The organism is Streptomyces sp. NPDC049627 (genome assembly GCF_044465645.1).
Taxonomy (GTDB): domain Bacteria; phylum Actinomycetota; class Actinomycetes; order Streptomycetales; family Streptomycetaceae; genus Streptomyces.
Map to the genome: position 1 here is coordinate 276,526 of NZ_JBITLW010000003.1, position 17,336 is coordinate 293,861.

A 17,336-nucleotide genomic window follows, 5' to 3' on the forward strand; every position below is an offset into this window, starting at 1 on the left:
GCCTCTGCGCAGCGGCCCACGAACCTGATTGAATCCGGGGTGGGCCGCGCCCTGCCCGACAGCCGGGCGCGGAGTCGATCAACTGCGGCCGCCGTTGACGCCGCGTGCCGGATGGGGGAGGTAGCACGAGGGCGCCGGTTTCCTGAGGGAACGGTGAGCGCGACAGCGCAGAGTTGAGTAGGCGTTCGGGCGCCGGGGTGTTCCCTGTGGCGGCCTGCCCGGCCGCGCTCCTGCTGTGTCCCTTCGGGTGCGGCGGGGCCAGCGAAGCGTCCTGCTCGAGCAAGGGTCAGCAGCGAGTAGGAAGCAGAGCATGAACGAGGGGAAGCCCGCGAAGGCGAAGTGGTGGAACCGACCCCGGCCGCAGGAGCCCTCGGCCCGGGCGGAGGGCACCGACCCGGCACCGGACGAGACGAGCGAGCCGGCGGCACCGGGGGCCACCGGTGGCCCGGTCGTCGGTGACGACACGGACGGCGACTTCGAACTGGCACGTCCGGCAGTGCGCGCGCAGAGCGACGGGGCTTCGGCCGAGGGCGACACCGGGGGCGACTTCGAGCTGCGGCGGCCTGGTGCGGGCGGCAGTGGTGGTCGTGCCGGGGCTTCGGACGAGGGCGACTTCGAGTTGGCGCGGCCGGGTGTCGTGCCCGCTGCCGTCCCGTCGGCGGGTGACGTCGACGTGGCTGTGGGGAGCGGCGATGACGCAGGTGCCGTCGTCGTGGAGGCCGCCGAGGCCGACGGTGCGCTCGCGGTCCCCGCGGAGGCCGCCGTAGACGCCGCTCCCGTCCCGCCAGCGCCCGCCGCCGACGCCGCCCCCACCCCCGCGGCGCCCGCCGTCGAACGCCCCAAGCCCCTGCACGACCCCGACCCCTACAGCACCCCGCCCTACGGCGAGCCCGGCCCCTGGGCGCCAGCTCCGCCGGTCCAGCACCCGGCGACCACGCCCGCGCACGGGACGGCCGTACCGATGCCGCCGCCCCCGGCGCACGGTATGCCCGCGCCCGCACCCGGTCTCCCCGCCCCGACGCCCGGCGCGCCGGCCTCTGTGCACGGGACACCCATGCCGTCGGCAGCCACGGCCCCGCCGGCCGACGCCTCCACACCGGCACCGCCCCCGGCCCTCGGCACTCCCGTCCCGCCCCCGACCCCCGGCACCCCTGTCCCGGCGTCGCCCCTTGCCGCCGCCGTCCAGCAGGCGCCCCCCGGCATCCCCGCCCAGCCGACGCCCTCGACGGCCGACACCCTGGCCCAGTCCACCCCCACCTACGCAGAGGCCCCACCCCCCACCAATCCCTGGCAGAACTACGACCCCTGGGCCGCCACCCCCCGCCCCACCGCCCACCCCACCGCCCCCCTCCAGCAGAACGGCGCCGCGGTCGTCACCGAGCAGCAGCGGCGCAGGCGGGCCAAGAAGGTGCTGATCGTCGGTGCTCTGCTGATCGCGCTCGTCTCCGGCGGCGTCGGTGGTGTCGCGGGCGCGTATCTGGAGCGCAACGGCGGGGTGGGAGAGGTGGAGCTGCCACAGGCCGGGACCGAGCCCACCGGGCGGGCGCCGGACAGCGTCGCGGGGATCGCCGCTCGTGCCCTGCCCAGCGTCGTGACGCTGCATGTGAGCGGCAGCGAGGAGCAGGGCACCGGGACCGGGTTCGTGCTCGACGACCGCGGCCACATCCTCACCAACAACCACGTCGTCGTGCCCGCGGGCGACGACGGCGAGATATCGGTGACCTTCCACAGCGGGGACACCGCCAAGGCCACCGTCGTCGGACGCGACAGCGGCTACGACCTCGCCGTCGTCAAGGTCACCGGCGTCAGCGGCCTGGAGCCCCTGCCGCTCGGCAACTCCGACAACGTCCAGGTCGGCGACCCCGTCATCGCGATCGGCGCCCCGTTCGACCTAGAGGGCACCGTCACCTCCGGCATCATCAGCGCCAAGGAGCGGCCCATCACGGCCGGCGGCGAGAGCGGCGACGGGAGCGATGTGTCGTACGTGGATGCCCTGCAGACGGACGCGCCCATCAACCCCGGCAACTCCGGCGGCCCCCTCCTCGACGCCCGGGCCCGGGTCATCGGCATCAACTCGGCGATACGGTCGGCCGACAGCGGCTCCGACCTCGACAGCGGCCAGTCCGGCTCCATCGGCCTCGGCTTCGCCATCCCGGTCAACCAGGCCAAGCGCGTCGCCGAGGAGCTGATCAACACCGGCAAGGCGACCCACCCGGTCATCGGTGTGACCCTCGACATGGACTACAGCGGCGACGGTGCCCGCGTCGGCACCAAGGGCAGCGACGGCGGCCCGGCGGTCACGCAGGGCGGCCCCGGCGACAAGGCCGGCATCAAGCCGGGCGATGTCATCAAGGAGGTCGACGGCCAGCGCGTCCACTCCGGCGAGGAACTCATCGTCAAGACCCGCGCCCACCGGCCCGGCGACCGACTGGCGCTGACCCTGGAGCGCGGCGGCAAGGAGGTCACCCTCTCGCTGACGCTCGGCTCGTCCAGCGGTGGCTGAGACTCACACGAACCTCACAGCGGAGCCCGGTCACCGCCCCACAAGCCCATGACAAGGCAAACACCCCCCAAAACCGCACGCGTACGCGCACTCGGAGGCTCGGGACAGTACCGGTCGTACGGGATCGGCAGGTACCTTGGATCCGGCCCGGACCACGGCAAGACCCGCACCGACCACCGAGGGCCGAGGACCGAGGACATCGCAAGGAGCTTCAGGTGTTCAATGACATAGGACCGCTCGAGCTGGTGACGCTCGTCGTCCTTGCCGTGCTCATCTTCGGTCCGGACAAGCTCCCGAAGATGATTCAGGACGTCACGCGGACGATCCGCAAGATCCGCGAGTTCTCGGAGAGCGCCAAGCAGGACATCCGGCAGGAACTCGGCCCGGAGTTCAAGGACTTCGAGTTCGAGGACCTCAACCCCAAGACGTTCATCCGCAAGCAGCTGGACAACGACGACCTGGGGCTGAAGGAGATCCGCAACGGCTTCGACCTGAAGAAGGAGATGGCCGAGGTCACCGACGCCGTCCACGGCCGCGAAGCGGAGTCGTCGGCCTCTTCGAGTTCCTCCGGATCCTCCGGCGGCAGCGTCGACATGACGAAGAAGCCCGAGACTGCCCGCGACAGCCGTCCGCCCTTCGACGCGGACGCCACCTGAGCCGTACGAACAGGGAAGCGAACACCGTTCATACGTGACGCTTCTCATACTCCGCCCGGGTCGCGCGCGGCCTGAACCCGCCCCCTGCGCGCCCCACGCGCCGGGCGCTTTCCCTGCTGCTTTGTGCGGTGTGGTTATGCTGCCGAGTTGTTGTGCGGACCGTACCTGAACAGGTAGCGCCGCCCGAAGGGGGGCGGGCCGGGCTGGTCCGGCGAGAGCGAGGAGGCGTCCGGGCACATGGAGACGACGAGTCAGACGACGAGTCGGGCAGTCGCGCAGGCGCCGGGCGCGGAGAGCGGACAGCATGTCCCCTCCGCCCGGCGTACGGTCGACGGCTACCTGCTGGCGCCCTTCCCGTGGTACGGCCTCGATGAGGCCTTCACGGGGCCGCGCTGGCTGATGCAGGTCGGCACGGCGGCCGACGGGGCCGTGGAACACGGGTCGATCGGGCACGGCGACGAGCCCTCCGTGCGGCATGAGGCGACGGAGGACCGGGAGAAGTTCGCGGTCGTGGTGACCGTCGCGGCGAATCCGTCCCGCAGGAGTGCCGACGGTACGGGGCTGCTGGAGGCCACGTCGGTCTCCTCGGCGGCGTGGCTCGCGGGGGTGGGGCTGCTGTCGTTCACCTGGCCCGGGCAGATGGACCACTCGTTGCGCGACGACTGGCTGGAGCAGCAGACGGAGACCGCGTGGGCGCTGGCCGACGATCTGGACGGGCCGGACTGGTCGACGCTGTCCCTCCCGGTGGACGGCGTACCGACGCCCTTCCATTACCGGGAGTCCGAGTTCGGCTGGGTGCTGGCCGGCTCGACTCAGGAGGGTGTCCACGTGGGGGCGTACGGGAGAGGCATGAGCGCGTATGGGCTCGGCTTCGCCATGATCAAGGACATCAGCGCGTACGCCTAGCCGGCGGGGCCGAGCCGGAAAAAGGGGCGCCGTTGGCATTCGGCGCCCCCTCGCCGTAGGGCTTCATGATGTTCTGCGACTGCGGGCTGTTCGTGGTTGCCCGCGCCCACGCGGCGGAGCCGCATATCGACACAGCCCGCGCCCCCAGGGCGTCTAGAACTTGTTCTTCGGAGTGATCCCCAGAGACAGTCCCGAAAGGCCCCGCTGCCGTCCCCCGAGCTTCCCCGCGATCGCCCGCAGGGCCGAGCCCGCCGGGGAGTCCGGGTCCGTCAGGACGACCGGCTTGCCCTCGTCGCCGCCCTCGCGGAGGCGGACGTCGATGGGGATGTTGCCGAGGACCGGGACGTTCGTACCGGTCGTACGGGTGAGGCCGTCGGCGACGAGCTGGCCGCCGCCCGTGCCGAAGACGTCGACCATCTCGCCGCAGTGCGGGCAGGGCAGGCCGGACATGTTCTCGACCACGCCGACGATCTTCTGGTGGGTCTGGACGGCGATGGAGCCCGCGCGCTCGGCGACCTCGGCGGCCGCCTGCTGCGGGGTCGTCACGACCAGGATCTCGGCGTTCGGGACCAGCTGGGCCACCGAGATGGCGATGTCGCCCGTGCCCGGGGGCAGGTCCAGGAGCAGGACGTCCAGGTCGCCCCAGTACACGTCGGCCAGGAACTGCTGAAGGGCGCGGTGGAGCATCGGGCCGCGCCAGACCACCGGGGCATTGCCCGGCGTGAACATGCCGATGGAGATGACCTTCACGCCGTTCGCGGACGGCGGCATGATCATGTTCTCGACCTGGGTCGGGCGGCCGTCCGCGCCCAGCATGCGCGGCACGCTGTGGCCGTAGATGTCGGCGTCGACGACGCCCACCTTCAGGCCGTCGGCCGCCATCGCCGCCGCCAGGTTGACGGTGACGGACGACTTGCCGACGCCGCCCTTGCCGGACGCGACCGCGTACACGCGGGTGAGTGAGCCCGGCTTGGCGAAGGGGACCTCGCGCTCGGCCTGGCCGCCGCGCAGGGCGCTCGCCAGCTCCTTGCGCTGCTCGTCGCTCATGACGTCGAGCGTGACGTCGACGCGGGTGACGCCGTCGACCCGGGAGACCGCGTCTGTCACGCGCTGCGTGATCGTCTCGCGCATCGGGCAGCCGGAGACCGTCAGGTACACGGTGACCGCGACCGCTCCGTCCGCCCCGATGTCGACCGACTTGACCATCCCGAGCTCGGTGATGGGGCGGTTGATCTCGGGGTCGTTCACCGTCGCCAGTGCTTCGCGCACCGCGTCTTCCGTAGCCATAAGGACGATGGTACGGCCCAGTAGCCGTGCCCTGGAAAGGCTGTCAGCGGTCGTCTGCGTCACGTCCGCGCGACCGTTCTGCCGGGAATACCCCGTGCTCGTGGTGGCCGTTGCCGCGGTGGCCGTCCTGCCGCTCCTCCAGCTCCTTCATCAGGTCCTGCAGCTCCGAGCGCATCCAGTCGCGGGTGGCGACCTCGCCGAGGCCGATGCGCAGGGCGGCGATCTCGCGGGTCAGGTACTCGGTGTCGGCGATGGACCGCTCGTTCTGCTTGCGGTCCTGTTCGAGGTTGACCCGGTCGCGGTCGTCCTGCCGGTTCTGCGCGAGCAGGATCAGCGGGGCCGCGTAGGAGGCCTGCAGGGACAGGACCAGGGTCAGGAAGATGAAGGGGTACTCGTCCCAGCGCAGGCCGCTCGGGGCCGCGATGTTCCACAGCACCCACACGACGATCACGACGGTCATCCAGACGAGGAACCGCCCCGTGCCGATGAAGCGGGCGATGCGTTCCGACAGCCGCCCGAAGGCCTCCGGGTCCCACTCCGGCAGGATCCGGCGGCGCGGCGGACGGGGTTGGTCGAGGCGTGCGCGGGGCGCCCTGGTGGCCGCGGTGGCGCCCGACACCACACGCTCGCGCGTGCCCTCGCGCTCAGGAGCCACCGGTGGTCACCCCCTCGGCGCCCTCGCCATCCTCGTTCTCGTTCAGGTGGAACTCCGTCTCCCGCCAGTCCTCGGGCAGCAGGTGGTCCAGTACGTCGTCCACGGTCACCGCGCCCAGCAGCGAACCGGACTCGTCGACGACGGGCGCCGCCACCATGTCGTACGTCGCGAAGAACCCGGCGACGACCGGCAGCGCCGCGTCCGGCTCCAGGGCCTCGAGGGCCTCGTCGACGAGCGAGCTGACCAGGGTGTACGGCGGGTCGCGCAGCAGGCGCTGGAAGTGGACCGTGCCGAGGTACTTGCCGGTCGGCGTCTCGTCGGGCGGGCGGCAGACGTAGACCTGGGCGGCGAGGGCGGGCGAGAGGTCCGGGTTGCGGACCCGGGCCAGCGCGTCGGCGACGGTCGCGTCCGGCCGCAGCACGATCGGCTCGGTCGTCATCAGGCCGCCCGCCGTGTGCTCCTCGTACGCCATCAGGCGCCGCATGTCGGCCGCGTCGCCGGGCTGCATCAGGCTCAGCAGCCGCTCCTGCTCCTCCGGGGGCAGCTCGCCGAGCAGGTCGGCCGCGTCGTCCGGGTCCATCGCCTCCAGGACGTCCGCGGCGCGTTCCTCCTTCAGCTTGCCGAGGATCTCGATCTGGTCGTCCTCGGGGAGCTCTTCGAGGACGTCGGCGAGGCGGTCGTCGTCGAGGGCCGCGGCGACCTCGGCGCGGCGCTTGGCCGAGAGGTGGTGCAGGACGTTGGCGAGGTCGGCGGGGCGCAGCTGCTCGAAGGTCGCGAGGAGGTTCTCGGCGCCCTGTCCCTGCTCCTCCGCGGAGAATCCGGTGACGGCGGACCACTCGACCGTCAGCGACTCCCCCTTGGCCCGGCGGAAGGCGCCGCCCTTGCCCCCCTTCCGAACGAACACCTTGTCGATCTCCCAGTCCCGGCGGGCCGGCAGCTGCTGCACCGACAGATCGAGGACGGTGACGTCCTCGCCGGTCTCGACGAGCCGGACGCGCCGGTCGAGGAGCTCGCCGAAGACGAGGCGCTCGGTGGGGCGCTGCTCGAAGCGGCGGACGTTGAGCACGCCGGTGGTGATGACCTGGCCGGACTCGATGCTGGTCACGCGGGTCATGGGCAGGAAGATGCGGCGCCGGGTGGAGAGCTCGACGACGAGGCCGAGCAGCCGCGGCGGGCGTCGGCCGACGCGCAGCATGACGACCAGATCCCTGACGCGGCCCACCTGGTCGCCGTTCGGGTCGAAAGCGGCGACATCGGCGAGGTGCGAGACGAAGATCCGGGGAGCGCCGGCTGCCATGGCTGAGGCTCCTTTGCGTGCGGGATGTGCCGTGTTTCTGGTGCGGTTCCGCGGACGGTGCCGCATTTCCGAATTGCCCGCTCGGGTGGGCTTCAGGCTAGCCCGTCCTGATCCGATACGCCCTGGTGAGCGGTCCGGACGGTCTGACTCCGCCTGAGGCCTGAGGCCCCGGTACGCTGCGGTACGCCGCTCAGGTCCCACGACAGAAAGGCAGCCCCACCTGTGACTGCGATCTCCCAGGGGCGTACGCGGATTTCCCAGGGGCGTAAGCGCCGGGCCGCGCTGATGAGCGCCGTGTGCGCCCTGGTCGTGTCGGGAACGGGGCTGACGGGCTGCAGTGAGGACCCCGACGAGGGCACCAACGGGGTCGGCAAGCTGCCGGCCGCCGAGATCCAGCGCAAGAGCCGTACCGCCGCGGACTCCGCCGAGGCGGTGCGCCTGTCGGGGAACGTGGTGACCAGTGGGCGCACCTACAAACTCGACATGCAGCTGAAGACCGACGGCGCGACGGGGTCGGTCACCGTGCAGGGGGCGACCTTCCAGCTGCTGCGGATCGGTGAGCAGCTGTATCTGAAGGCCGACGCCGCCTTCTGGAGCCATGCGGACGGGCAGGGCGGCGGCAAGGCGGACACGGCGGCCGCGGACAAGCTGGGCGGCAAGTATGTGAAGGTGCCGCAGGCCGATCCGTCGTACAAGAAGTTCAGCGGCTTCACGGAGAAGGCCGTCCTCCTCGACGGCCTGCTGACCCTCCACGGCTCGCTGGCCACCGACGGCCACCATGAGCAGGCCGGCGTACGCACCATCCGCATCACCGGCGACAAGGGCTCGGGCGGCACCCTGGACGTCTCCCTGGAGGGCACCCCGTATCCCCTGCGCCTGGCCCGGGCAGGCGGCGCGGGCACCTTGACCTTCTCCTCCTGGGGCAAGGACTTCCCCCTGGAGAAGCCGGCCAAGGGCGAGACGGTGGACTACGGCAAGCAGCTGCCGACGTCGTGACCGGCTAGCGGCGCCGCTTCTTCTTCTTCAGCAGCAGCCGCGGCAGCCCCGCGGGGATCGGCTGACGGGTCGTCGCCGGGGAGGGCAACGGTGCCTCGGCCAGGGAGCCGTCCGGCAGCGGGGCGGTGGTTCCGGTCGGCTCCAGGCGGAGCACCCGGCATGCGCGGGCCCAGCGCTCGGGCATCGCCTCGCCGTCGGGGGCGTTCAGGCGCTTGCCCTTGAGTTCGGCGACCGCGGCGTCCCACTGCTCGGACCCAGGGGCGAGCTCCACGACCTTCGCCGACCAGGAGACCAGCCGGCCGCCCTTGTCCTTGCTGCGGACCGTCACCTCGGCCCCGGCCCCGTCGGCCAGCCCGGGCAGCGGCTGTTCACCGGGACCGTCGCCCACGACACACGCGGCACCCTCGTGCCAGACGTGCCACAGAGCCCGGGCCGGGTGACCAGGTCCCTTGACCCAGATGAGGCCGGACTTCTTGGTGGCCTCCTCGACGAGGGCCTGGTCGAGCAGCTCGCTAGTCATGGCGCAAGACTATCCAGCCGCGTCAGGCGTGTCCGGGCCGGTCAGAGCCATCCGTTGCGCTTCAGCGTGCGGTGGATGCCGACGCAGATCACCGCCGTGATCCCGAGCACCATCGGGTACCCGAACCTCCAGTGCGTCTCGGGCATGTAGTCGAAGTTCATCCCGTACACACCGCACACCATCGTCGGTACGGCGATGATGGCGGCCCAGGAGGTGATCTTCCGCATGTCCTCGTTCTGCGCGACGGACGCCTGCGCCAGGTTGGCCTGGAGGATCGAGTTCAGCAGCTCGTCGAAGCCCATGACCTGCTCCTGCACCCGGGCCAGGTGGTCGGCGACGTCCCGGAAGTACTTCTGGATGTCCGGGTCGATCAGCCGCATCGGCCGCTCGCTCAGCAGCTGCATGGGGCGCAGCAGGGGCGACACCGCGCGCTTGAACTCCAGGACCTCGCGCTTGAGTTGGTAGATCCGCCCCGCGTCCGTACCGCGCGGCGAGCCCTTCCGGCCGGGGGAGAAGACCTCCGTCTCCACCTCGTCGATGTCGTCCTGCACCGCGTCGGCGACCGCGATGTACCCGTCGACGACATGGTCGGCGATCGCGTGCAGCACGGCCGACGGGCCCTTGGCGAGCAGCTCGGGGTCGTCCTGGAGCCGGTGCCGCAGGGCCCGCAGCGAGCCCTGCCCGCCGTGCCGGACGGTGATGAAGAAGTCCCGCCCGGTGAAGCACATGACCTCGCCGGTCTCGACGATCTCGCTGTTGGCGGTGAGCTCGTCGTGCTCGACGTAGTGGATGGTCTTGAAGACGGTGAAGAGCGAGTCGTCGTAGCGCTCCAGCTTCGGGCGCTGGTGGGCCTGGACCGCGTCCTCGACGGCCAGCGGGTGCAGCCCGAACTCGCTCGCGATACCGGAGAATTCGGCCTCGGTCGGCTCGTGCAGGCCGATCCACACGAAGCCGCCGTCACGCCGTACCTGGCGCATCGCCTCGTGCGGCGTCAGGGGCTTCGCGCTCTCGACGCGGGCGCCGTTCCGGTAGACGGCGCAGTCGACGACGGCCGACGGAGTCCCGGGGGCGCGGGTGGTGTCGTACGCGCCGTTGTCCTTGCGCAGCGAGACGCGGGACGGGCGGACCACGGCACGCAGGTCGCGGATCATCGACATGAGCAGGCTCCTTCGCAACGGGCAACGAAGCGTGAAGGGCCGCGGTACGGCTGGAACTGCCCGGAATGGGGACGTCCTGACCTCAGGATGTTTGGCACGTCCACAAAGCGGGGAGCACCGCACCGTCGCGGTGATGGGCTTCGTTGCTGATTCAGATCAGACCGATCAGGCAAAGCGAAACGAAGTGCTCTTCCGTGTGAGGACGCGAGCGTGAAAGGGCGGCGGTCAGCCGGAGCGGAACAGCCGGATCAGCTACATCAGCGGCGGGAAGAGCGAGTGGTACTGCACGGTCGACTTCGATCCATGACAGCCCCACCTCCTCCGGCCGGTCCCTCGTGAGGGACGTTCCATACCCCGTTCGGGGTTCCCCGTAGGGGAGTCTCAATTCGGCGTCGGGACTCGATCCAGACGCTTCTGCGTGCTGTCCCGAACACCGGGCAAGAGTATCAGCCGACTGAAGTGTCAAGGCGCTGCTTTGCCCGGTGCTGACGAGTTCTATGCTCGCCGCATGGCTGATGTTCTTCCTCTGGTCGAAGCCCGGTTGCGTACCGCTCTGGGTGAGCCGGACGCCCGCGCGGCGGTCACCTTCCTCGGTACGGACCGCATCGAGGTGCTCCGTTTCCAGGAGGGCGACATCGTCCGCTACGCCACTCTCGGCATGTCCGCGCAACCCATGAGCGAACCCACCGCGATGGTCGCCGACCCGGTCAAGGGCCCCCGCGCCGAGCTGATCCTCTCGGTCCGCTCGGGCCTCGCCGACACCGACAAGGTGCTCCGCCCGCTCGCCGTACTCGCCGCGTCCCCGCAGGTGGAGGGCGTGATCGTGGCCCCGGGCGCCTCCCTGGACGTCGGTGAACCGCTGTGGCCCGGCGCCCCGTTCACCTCGGTCCTGGTGGCGGAGCCGGGCGGCCTGATCGAGGACCTGGAGCTCGACGAGCCCGCCGACCCCGTGCACTTCCTGCCCCTGCTGCCCATGACCCCGAACGAGGCCGCCTGGAAGCGCGTGCACGGCGCCCAGGCCCTCCAGGAGCGCTGGCTGACGCACGGGACGGACCTCCGCGATCCCGCCCGCACCTCCGTCCCGCTCGACTGACCGCGGCGTGAGCAACCTCACCAACCGGTGGCCGAAAACCGTCAGTTGGCGAACACGGTGACGCTGTCCTCGGTCGCGTGCCGCGTCTGAAGCTCCTCGACCTCGTCCGTGAGGGCCTTGCGCCGTACGACGACCACGAGCGCGCCCGCCACGGCCGTGACCGCGGCCACCACGAACGGGACGTGGACGCTGCCCGTCCACTCCTCGATCCGCGGCGCGAAGTAGGGCGCGGCCGCCGCCGCGAACCACCGCACGAAGTTGTAGCCCGCGCTCGCCACGGGGCGCGGCGCGTCCGAGACGCCGAGGGCCAGCTCCGTGTAGACGGTGTTGTTCACGCCGATGAACGCGCCGGACAGGACGGTGCAGGCGACGGCGGTGGTGTGGTCGCCGTAACCGAGCACGAGTACGTCCACGGCGAGCAGCACCAGCGAGCCGCCGAGCACCTTCAGCGAACCGAACCGCTCCTGCAGGCGCGGCGCCACGATCACCGAGAACACCGCGAGCAGCACGCCCCAGGCGAAGAACACCGCCCCCGACCGGTACGGGCTCATGTCCAGCACGAACGGCGTGAAGGCCAGCACCGTGAAGAACGTGTAGTTGTAGAAGAACGCCGAGACCGCCGCGGAGGCGAGGCCGCCGTGGCCGAGGGCGCGGACCGGGTCGAGCAGCGACGTCCTGCGCGCCGGCTTCGGCTGCTCCTTCAGGAACACGGCGATGCACAGGAAGCCGACGGCCATCAGGAAGGCCGTACCGAAGAACGGGTAGCGCCAGCTGGCGTCCCCGAGGAGTGCGCCCAGCAGCGGCCCGCAGGCCATGCCGAGACCGAGGGCGGACTCGTACAGCAGGATCGCGGCCGCGCTGCCGCCTGCTGCCGCGCCGACGATGACCGCGAGGGCCGTGGAGACGAAGAGCGCGTTGCCGAGCCCCCAGCCCGCCCGGAAGCCGACCAGCTCGCCGACGGAACCGGACGTGCCGGCGAGCCCGGCGAAGACGACGACGAACGCCAGGCCCAGCAGCAGGGTCTTGCGGCCGCCGATGCGGCTGGAGACGAAGCCGGTGAGCAGCATGGCCACGGCCGTGATGAGGAAGTACGAGGTGAAGAGCAGGGAGACCTGGCCGGGCGTGGCGTTCAGGCCGCCGGCGATGGACGGCAGGATCGGGTCGACGAGCCCGATGCCCATGAAGGCGACGACGGACGCGCCGGCGGTCGCCCATACGGCCTTCGGCTGACGCAGAGAGATAGATGGCATATACATATATTAAGTTAGGCATGCTAACGACGCAAAGGGCATCCCGCCGCCTTCGTGAACGGGTTCCGCCCGGTCGGGTGATCGTCCTTGACGTGACGCGGAAGGGGTAGGACCGTGGGGCCCTATGAGGGGCGAACCCAGTTGCCCGAAGTGTGGTGGCCGGGTCAGGGCTCCCGGACTCTTCGTCGACACCTGGCAGTGCGATGTGCACGGCACCGTGCATCCGGTGCAGCCTGTGATCCCGCCCAGCGTCGAGGCCCTCAGTGTGGTCGTGCACCGCACGCAGGTGCCGGTGTGGATCCCATGGCCGCTGCCGATCGGCTGGCTGTTCACGGGCGTCGCCAGCGCGGGCGACGACCGCAGCGGGGGCCGGGCGACGGCCGTGGCCTGCTCCGGGCCCGGGCCGCTCGGCGGCGTGGGCGAGCTGATCCTGGTCGCCGAGGAGCTCGGCGTCGGGCTCGGCGCGCGGTATGCGGGCATCGACGGGCCGGATCCCGGGCCGTACATGAACGTCGAGAAGCCGCCGCAGGCCAAGGTCCTCGCCGCGGGGCGGCCGACACCGCTCTGGCATGTGTCGGGCACGCCCGACGACCGTGCCGTGTTCGCGGGGGAGGCGCTCGGGATGTGGCTGTGGGCGGTCATGTGGCCGGAGCAGTCGGGCTTGCTGATGTACGACGAGCTGGTGCTGACGGATCTGCGGGATGCGGGGGCCGAGGTGGATCTGGTGCCGTGTGGAGCGTTGTCGCCGCGCTTGCTTGAGCCGTAGCGCCTACTGGGGCGGGGTGTGCTGTTGAGGGGCGAGTGCGGGTGGTCTTGGGTTGCTCGCGCAGTTCCCCGCGCCCCTAGGTGGGTGCCTGTAAGGGGCGCTCGGCTGTGCGGGTGTGACAGGGGGGCTTGAAAAGCCGGTTATCCTTGTGCGGTCCCTTTCGTGTCGTCATCGTCTGGAGTTTGCGTCGTGCGCATCGACCTGCACACCCACTCCTCCGCTTCCGACGGTACGGACACGCCGGCCCAGCTGGTGCTCAACGCCGCCGCGGCCGGGCTGGACGTGGTGGCCCTCACCGATCACGACACCACCCGTGGGTACGCCGAGGCAATCGCCGCGCTGCCGGAGGGGCTCACCCTCGTCACCGGTGCCGAGCTGTCCTGCCGTATCGACGGCATCAGCATGCACATGTTGGCCTATCTCTTCGACCCGCAAGAGCCGGCGCTGCTCGCCGAGCGGGAGCTCGTGCGGGACGACCGCGTGCCCCGGGCCCGCGGCATGGTCGCCAAGCTCAACGAGCTGGGTGTGCCGGTGACCTGGGAACAGGTGCTGCGGATCGCCGGCGACGGCTCGGTCGGGCGGCCGCACGTCGCCTCCGCGCTGGTCGAGCTGGGGGTCGTACCGACCGTGGGTGACGCCTTCACCGAGGACTGGCTGGCCGACGGCGGGCGGGCCTTCGTGGAGAAGCACGAGACCGACCCGTTCGAGGCGATCCGGCTGATCAAGGCCGCGGGCGGCGTCGCCGTCTTCGCGCACCCGGCCGCGAGCAAGCGGGGCCGTACCGTGCCGGAGTCCGCGATCGCCGAGATGGCCGCGGCCGGGCTCGACGGCATCGAGGTCGACCACATGGACCACGACCCCGACACGCGCGCGCGGCTGCGCGGGCTCGCCAAGGAGCTCGGGCTGCTGACCACCGGTTCCAGCGACTACCACGGCAGCCGCAAGACGTGCGTGCTAGGGGAGTTCACGACGGATCCCGAGGTGTACGGCGAGATCACGCGGCGGGCGACCGGGGCGTTTCCCGTGCCGGGGGCCGGCGGGGTCTAGGCCGGTCACCCTCACGTTCGTTCAGAGGCACCCGGCGCCGCCGGCCGTGCCCACCCTCCCCCATCGCCCGGCGGCAGCGCAGTGCTGCCCACCGTGCGTTTCACTCACCTGCAAGGCCCATCACCCATGTTCGACCTCGCCGTCTTCGGCTCCCTCTTCCTGACCCTCTTCGTCATCATGGATCCCCCCGGGATCACCCCGATCTTCCTCGCGCTCACCGCCGGCCGACCCGGCAAGGTGCAGAAGCGCATGGCCTTCCAGGCCGTGTGCGTGGCGGGTGGGGTGATCGCGGTGTTCGGGCTCCTCGGCCACCAGATCCTCAACTACCTGCATGTGTCGGTCCCCGCGCTGATGATCGCGGGCGGGCTGCTGCTCCTGCTGATCGCGCTCGACCTGCTCACCGGCAAGACGGACGAGCCCAAGCAGACCAAGGACGTCAACGTCGCCCTCGTACCGCTGGGCATGCCCTTGCTGGCCGGTCCGGGCGCGATCGTGTCCGTCATCCTCGCCGTGCAGAAGGCCGACACCGTGGCCACGCAGGTGTCGGTGTGGATGGCGATCCTAGCCATCCATGTCGTGCTGTGGCTCGTGATGCGGTACTCGCTGCTGATCATCCGGGTCATCAAGGACGGCGGCGTGGTCCTGGTGACGCGGCTCGCGGGCATGATGCTGTCGGCCATCGCCGTGCAGCAGATCATCAACGGCGTCACGCAGGTGATCAAGGGCGCCTGAGCCGCCGTATGCACGAAGCCCCCGTGCGGCAGGGATGCCGTACGGGGGCTTCGAAGCTTCTGCGGTGATCCGCGTCTGTTGCGAGCGTCTGCAGTGAGCGTCTGTTAGGAGCGTCAGTTATGAGGCCGAGGTCTCAGCCGGGCGGATCCACAGCCGCTGGCCGATCGAGGCGGCCTGCTGAACGATCCGGTTGACGGAGGCGGCGTCCACGACGGTGCTGTCCACGGGCGTGCCGTCGACCTCGTCGAGTCGCATGATCTCGAAGCGCATGGCTTCTCCCTTCGTCTGGTCATCCTCCTGAGGAGAACTACTGGGTTCACACTTGGTTACGTACGTATGCAACGGCATGCGTGTTACAAACATTCCCTACGCTAAAGAAATTTTTCGAACGACTAACTACTGACCGGTAAGCGGCTGGTGAGAGACCCTCGCGGGACCGACCGGGACCGGTTGTGTTCGCAGCGTGACGGCCGGGACAATGGAGGCGATGAACGACGACCTCGCGGCGCTCGGCGCCCGCATCGACCACACCAACGAGCTGCTGCAACGCATGCTCGCCGAGGTGGCGAAGACGCCCTCGACCCATGCGATCTTCGTCGACGCGGGTTATCTGTATGCCGCCGCGGGACGGCTGGTCGCCGGGACCGAAGACCGCCGGGCCTTCGACGTGGACGCGGAGGGCCTGATCGAGGCGCTCATCGACAGGGCACGCACGATCTTCGCGGACAGCAGGCTGCTGCGGGTCTACTGGTACGACGGTGCGCGGCGCCGTATCCACACGGCGGAACAGCAGTCGATCGCCGAGCTGCCCGATGTGAAGGTGCGGCTGGGGAACCTCAACGCCAACAACCAGCAAAAGGGCGTCGATTCACTGATCCGGACCGACCTGGAGTCCCTGGCCCGACACCGCGCCATCAGCGACGCGGCACTGCTGGGCGGCGACGAGGACCTCGTGTCGGCGGTCGAGGCGGCGCAGGGGTACGGGGCGCGGGTGCATCTGTGGGGCATCGAGGCACCGGAAGGCCGCAACCAGGCCGAGCCGCTGCTCTGGGAGGTCGACAGCCAGCGCACCTTCGACCTCGACTTCTTCAAGCCGTACGTCTCCCGGCGCACCGCCGCCGCGTACGAGGCGGCGGGGGCTCGGCCCACCCGGGAGGACGTGCGGTTCGTCGGCGCGCAGATCGCGGCGAAGTGGCTCGCGGCGCGGGGACGTGAGTCGCTGGTCGAGCTGCTGCCCGGGCACCCCTACCTCCCCGGGTCGGTGGACCAGGACCTGCTGGTGGAGGCGGAGGGGCTGCTGCAGTACTCGCTGCGCGGGCAGGCCGATCTGCGGCGGGCCTTGCGGGACGGGTTCTGGGAGCACCTCCAGGCGCAGTACTAGGCGTCCGCCGCTAGATGTCCGCCACTAGGCGTCCGCCGGGGATCGGCTGCCGGTGCCGTCGACGCTGTCCCAGAAGTCGGCGATGGCCTGGGCCGTGGGCAGGGGCTGGTCGGCATTGGGGGAGTGCTCGGCGCCGGGGATGACCGTGCGGCGGGCGTGCAGCCGTTCAGCCATGTCGTCCAGGACCGGGACCGGCCAGGTGTCGTCGCTCGCTCCGGACAGGACGTGGAACGGGAGCGGGACGGCGGCGAGTTCGTCGACGCGGTCCGGTTCCGTGCACAACTGGCGTCCCGTGGCGAGCAGTTGGGCGGGCTTCGTGCCGAGCCAGCGGCGGCGCAGCAGGTCCTGGCCGCCGATGCCGCGCGCCGGCCCGCCGACCTCCTCGGGCGGGCCCATGGCGAGGATCGCCTCCCAGGTCTCGGCCATGGTCATCACCGCGAGCGCGTCCCGTAGCAGCTTCACGCGCTGCTGCTGGGAGTCGGAGATCTGGGCGGGGCCCGATGCCATGAGGGTGAGCGACCGGAACGGGGAGTGGTCGAGGAGCACGGCGGCGCGGGCGATCTGGCCGCCGAGGGAGTGGCCGAGGAGGTGGAGGGGGGTGTCGGGGCCGACGACGGCGACGCGGCCGTCGGGGCCGTCGGTGGCGCGGAGGGCTGCCGCCTGGGCGAGGACGTCCCGGGCCAACTCTGCCTGGGCGTACGGGGCTTCGTCCTGCCCGGGACCGTCCGACTCGTGCTGGCCGCGTCCGTCGACGGCGATCGTGCGGTAGCCGCGTGCCGCCAGCGGCTCGTGCATGAGCGTGAAGTCCTCCTTGCTGCCGGTGAATCCGGGGAGCAGGAGGGCTACGCCTCGTGGCTGCGCGTCCGGCGCGGCGGGGGAGTCGACGACTGCGAACGTGCCGCGGGGGGTGTGCAGGGGGTAGGCGCGGGCGTTGGGGGGCAGTGGCGTGGCGGCGGGTTGGGTGGTCACGGGGGGAGGGTAGCCGGTGGGGGCGGAGAGCGGGACGGCGAGTGGGTCGGTGGGTGGGACGGCGAGCGGGACGGCGGTGGTGGCCGGCGCTGGTGTGGCCCTCGGGGTGTTCTCCCTCTCC

17 protein-coding genes are annotated in these 17,336 nt (G+C 70.9%); 9 read left to right on the forward strand and 8 right to left on the reverse strand.

Translation table 11 applies throughout. The features are described 5' to 3' along the window. The first annotated feature begins 310 nt into the window (after positions 1 to 310). From ACIBU0_RS10395 to ACIBU0_RS10405, 3 genes are all read left to right on the forward strand, one after another. Positions 311 to 2,503 (forward strand): trypsin-like peptidase domain-containing protein, encoded by a 2,193-nt coding sequence (locus ACIBU0_RS10395; protein ID WP_398814686.1) that lies wholly within the window; start codon positions 311 to 313, stop codon positions 2,501 to 2,503. A 215-nt stretch (positions 2,504 to 2,718) separates the two neighbouring features. Then, a complete protein-coding gene (locus ACIBU0_RS10400; protein WP_398814689.1) occupies positions 2,719 to 3,159 on the forward strand; it encodes a sec-independent translocase in 441 nt (146 codons plus the stop codon). 237 nt (positions 3,160 to 3,396) lie between these two features. Beyond that, a complete protein-coding gene (locus ACIBU0_RS10405) occupies positions 3,397 to 4,065 on the forward strand; it encodes a hypothetical protein (protein ID WP_398814691.1) in 669 nt (222 codons plus the stop codon). A 153-nt stretch (positions 4,066 to 4,218) separates the two neighbouring features. Here the strand turns inward: ACIBU0_RS10405 and ACIBU0_RS10410 are convergent, their stop codons facing one another. Genes ACIBU0_RS10410 through ACIBU0_RS10420 form a run of 3 tightly spaced genes read right to left on the reverse strand, consistent with a single transcriptional unit; the run spans position 4,219 to position 7,304 of the window. Next, positions 4,219 to 5,352 (reverse strand): Mrp/NBP35 family ATP-binding protein, encoded by a 1,134-nt coding sequence (locus ACIBU0_RS10410; RefSeq protein WP_398814693.1) that lies wholly within the window; start codon positions 5,350 to 5,352, stop codon positions 4,219 to 4,221. A 43-nt stretch (positions 5,353 to 5,395) separates the two neighbouring features. Then, a complete protein-coding gene (locus ACIBU0_RS10415; RefSeq protein WP_398814695.1) occupies positions 5,396 to 6,007 on the reverse strand; it encodes a DUF1003 domain-containing protein in 612 nt (203 codons plus the stop codon). Beyond that, the gene (locus ACIBU0_RS10420; RefSeq protein WP_398814698.1) at positions 5,997 to 7,304 is read right to left on the reverse strand and encodes a magnesium transporter MgtE N-terminal domain-containing protein; all 1,308 of its coding nucleotides are present in this window, start codon (positions 7,302 to 7,304) and stop codon (positions 5,997 to 5,999) included. The genes ACIBU0_RS10415 and ACIBU0_RS10420 overlap by 11 nt, the downstream gene beginning before the upstream one ends. A gap of 285 nt (positions 7,305 to 7,589) precedes the next feature. Between ACIBU0_RS10420 and ACIBU0_RS10425 the strand changes: the two genes are divergently transcribed. Beyond that, a complete protein-coding gene (locus ACIBU0_RS10425) occupies positions 7,590 to 8,300 on the forward strand; it encodes a hypothetical protein (RefSeq protein ID WP_398815543.1) in 711 nt (236 codons plus the stop codon). A 4-nt stretch (positions 8,301 to 8,304) separates the two neighbouring features. Here ACIBU0_RS10425 and ACIBU0_RS10430 read toward each other — a convergent pair whose 3' ends face one another. Further along, the gene (locus tag ACIBU0_RS10430) at positions 8,305 to 8,820 is read right to left on the reverse strand and encodes a hypothetical protein (protein WP_398814701.1); all 516 of its coding nucleotides are present in this window, start codon (positions 8,818 to 8,820) and stop codon (positions 8,305 to 8,307) included. 41 nt (positions 8,821 to 8,861) lie between these two features. Next, positions 8,862 to 9,977, reverse strand: a complete 1,116-nt coding sequence (locus ACIBU0_RS10435) for a magnesium and cobalt transport protein CorA (protein ID WP_398814704.1) — start codon at positions 9,975 to 9,977, stop codon at positions 8,862 to 8,864. 508 nt (positions 9,978 to 10,485) lie between these two features. Between ACIBU0_RS10435 and ACIBU0_RS10440 the strand changes: the two genes are divergently transcribed. Further along, positions 10,486 to 11,070: a suppressor of fused domain protein gene (locus ACIBU0_RS10440; protein ID WP_398814707.1), complete on the forward strand. Its 585-nt coding sequence runs from the start codon at positions 10,486 to 10,488 to the stop codon at positions 11,068 to 11,070. Between the two features lie 41 nt (positions 11,071 to 11,111). Here the strand turns inward: ACIBU0_RS10440 and ACIBU0_RS10445 are convergent, their stop codons facing one another. Then, positions 11,112 to 12,326, reverse strand: coding sequence for an MFS transporter (locus ACIBU0_RS10445; RefSeq protein WP_398814709.1), 1,215 nt, complete (start codon positions 12,324 to 12,326; stop codon positions 11,112 to 11,114). A 118-nt stretch (positions 12,327 to 12,444) separates the two neighbouring features. Between ACIBU0_RS10445 and ACIBU0_RS10450 the strand changes: the two genes are divergently transcribed. From ACIBU0_RS10450 to ACIBU0_RS10460, 3 genes are all read left to right on the forward strand, one after another. Continuing rightward, entirely contained in the window at positions 12,445 to 13,086 is a 642-nt protein-coding gene (locus ACIBU0_RS10450) for a DUF6758 family protein (protein ID WP_398814712.1), read from the forward strand. A gap of 189 nt (positions 13,087 to 13,275) precedes the next feature. Next, positions 13,276 to 14,133 (forward strand): PHP domain-containing protein, encoded by an 858-nt coding sequence (locus ACIBU0_RS10455; RefSeq protein WP_398814714.1) that lies wholly within the window; start codon positions 13,276 to 13,278, stop codon positions 14,131 to 14,133. Between the two features lie 126 nt (positions 14,134 to 14,259). Next, entirely contained in the window at positions 14,260 to 14,865 is a 606-nt protein-coding gene (locus tag ACIBU0_RS10460; RefSeq protein WP_398814716.1) for a MarC family protein, read from the forward strand. A gap of 117 nt (positions 14,866 to 14,982) precedes the next feature. Here ACIBU0_RS10460 and ACIBU0_RS10465 read toward each other — a convergent pair whose 3' ends face one another. Further along, entirely contained in the window at positions 14,983 to 15,135 is a 153-nt protein-coding gene (locus tag ACIBU0_RS10465; RefSeq protein WP_398814719.1) for a hypothetical protein, read from the reverse strand. A gap of 217 nt (positions 15,136 to 15,352) precedes the next feature. On the opposite strand from ACIBU0_RS10465, the gene ACIBU0_RS10470 reads away from it, so the two are divergent. Then, the gene (locus tag ACIBU0_RS10470; RefSeq protein ID WP_398814722.1) at positions 15,353 to 16,246 is read left to right on the forward strand and encodes an NYN domain-containing protein; all 894 of its coding nucleotides are present in this window, start codon (positions 15,353 to 15,355) and stop codon (positions 16,244 to 16,246) included. A 24-nt stretch (positions 16,247 to 16,270) separates the two neighbouring features. On the opposite strand, the gene ACIBU0_RS10475 is transcribed toward ACIBU0_RS10470, so the two are convergent. Continuing rightward, the gene (locus ACIBU0_RS10475; protein WP_398814724.1) at positions 16,271 to 17,215 is read right to left on the reverse strand and encodes an alpha/beta fold hydrolase; all 945 of its coding nucleotides are present in this window, start codon (positions 17,213 to 17,215) and stop codon (positions 16,271 to 16,273) included. Positions 17,216 to 17,336: the final 121 nt, after the last annotated feature.

Bases quoted from the DNA above. Each gene is read 5' to 3' on its own strand.
- ACIBU0_RS10465 (WP_398814719.1), bottom strand. From the start codon at position 15,135: ATGCGCTTCGAGATCATGCGACTCGACGAGGTCGACGGCACGCCCGTG.
- ACIBU0_RS10445 (WP_398814709.1), bottom strand. From the start codon at position 12,326: ATGTATATGCCATCTATCTCTCTGCGTCAGCCGAAGGCCGTATGGGCG.
- ACIBU0_RS10410 (WP_398814693.1), bottom strand. From the start codon at position 5,352: ATGGCTACGGAAGACGCGGTGCGCGAAGCACTGGCGACGGTGAACGAC.
- ACIBU0_RS10405 (WP_398814691.1), top strand. From the start codon at position 3,397: ATGGAGACGACGAGTCAGACGACGAGTCGGGCAGTCGCGCAGGCGCCG.
- ACIBU0_RS10460 (WP_398814716.1), top strand. From the start codon at position 14,260: ATGTTCGACCTCGCCGTCTTCGGCTCCCTCTTCCTGACCCTCTTCGTC.
- ACIBU0_RS10450 (WP_398814712.1), top strand. From the start codon at position 12,445: ATGAGGGGCGAACCCAGTTGCCCGAAGTGTGGTGGCCGGGTCAGGGCT.
- ACIBU0_RS10395 (WP_398814686.1), top strand. From the start codon at position 311: ATGAACGAGGGGAAGCCCGCGAAGGCGAAGTGGTGGAACCGACCCCGG.
- ACIBU0_RS10425 (WP_398815543.1), top strand. From the start codon at position 7,590: ATGAGCGCCGTGTGCGCCCTGGTCGTGTCGGGAACGGGGCTGACGGGC.
- ACIBU0_RS10420 (WP_398814698.1), bottom strand. From the start codon at position 7,304: ATGGCAGCCGGCGCTCCCCGGATCTTCGTCTCGCACCTCGCCGATGTC.
- ACIBU0_RS10430 (WP_398814701.1), bottom strand. From the start codon at position 8,820: ATGACTAGCGAGCTGCTCGACCAGGCCCTCGTCGAGGAGGCCACCAAG.
- ACIBU0_RS10435 (WP_398814704.1), bottom strand. From the start codon at position 9,977: ATGTCGATGATCCGCGACCTGCGTGCCGTGGTCCGCCCGTCCCGCGTC.
- ACIBU0_RS10470 (WP_398814722.1), top strand. From the start codon at position 15,353: ATGAACGACGACCTCGCGGCGCTCGGCGCCCGCATCGACCACACCAAC.
- ACIBU0_RS10440 (WP_398814707.1), top strand. From the start codon at position 10,486: ATGGCTGATGTTCTTCCTCTGGTCGAAGCCCGGTTGCGTACCGCTCTG.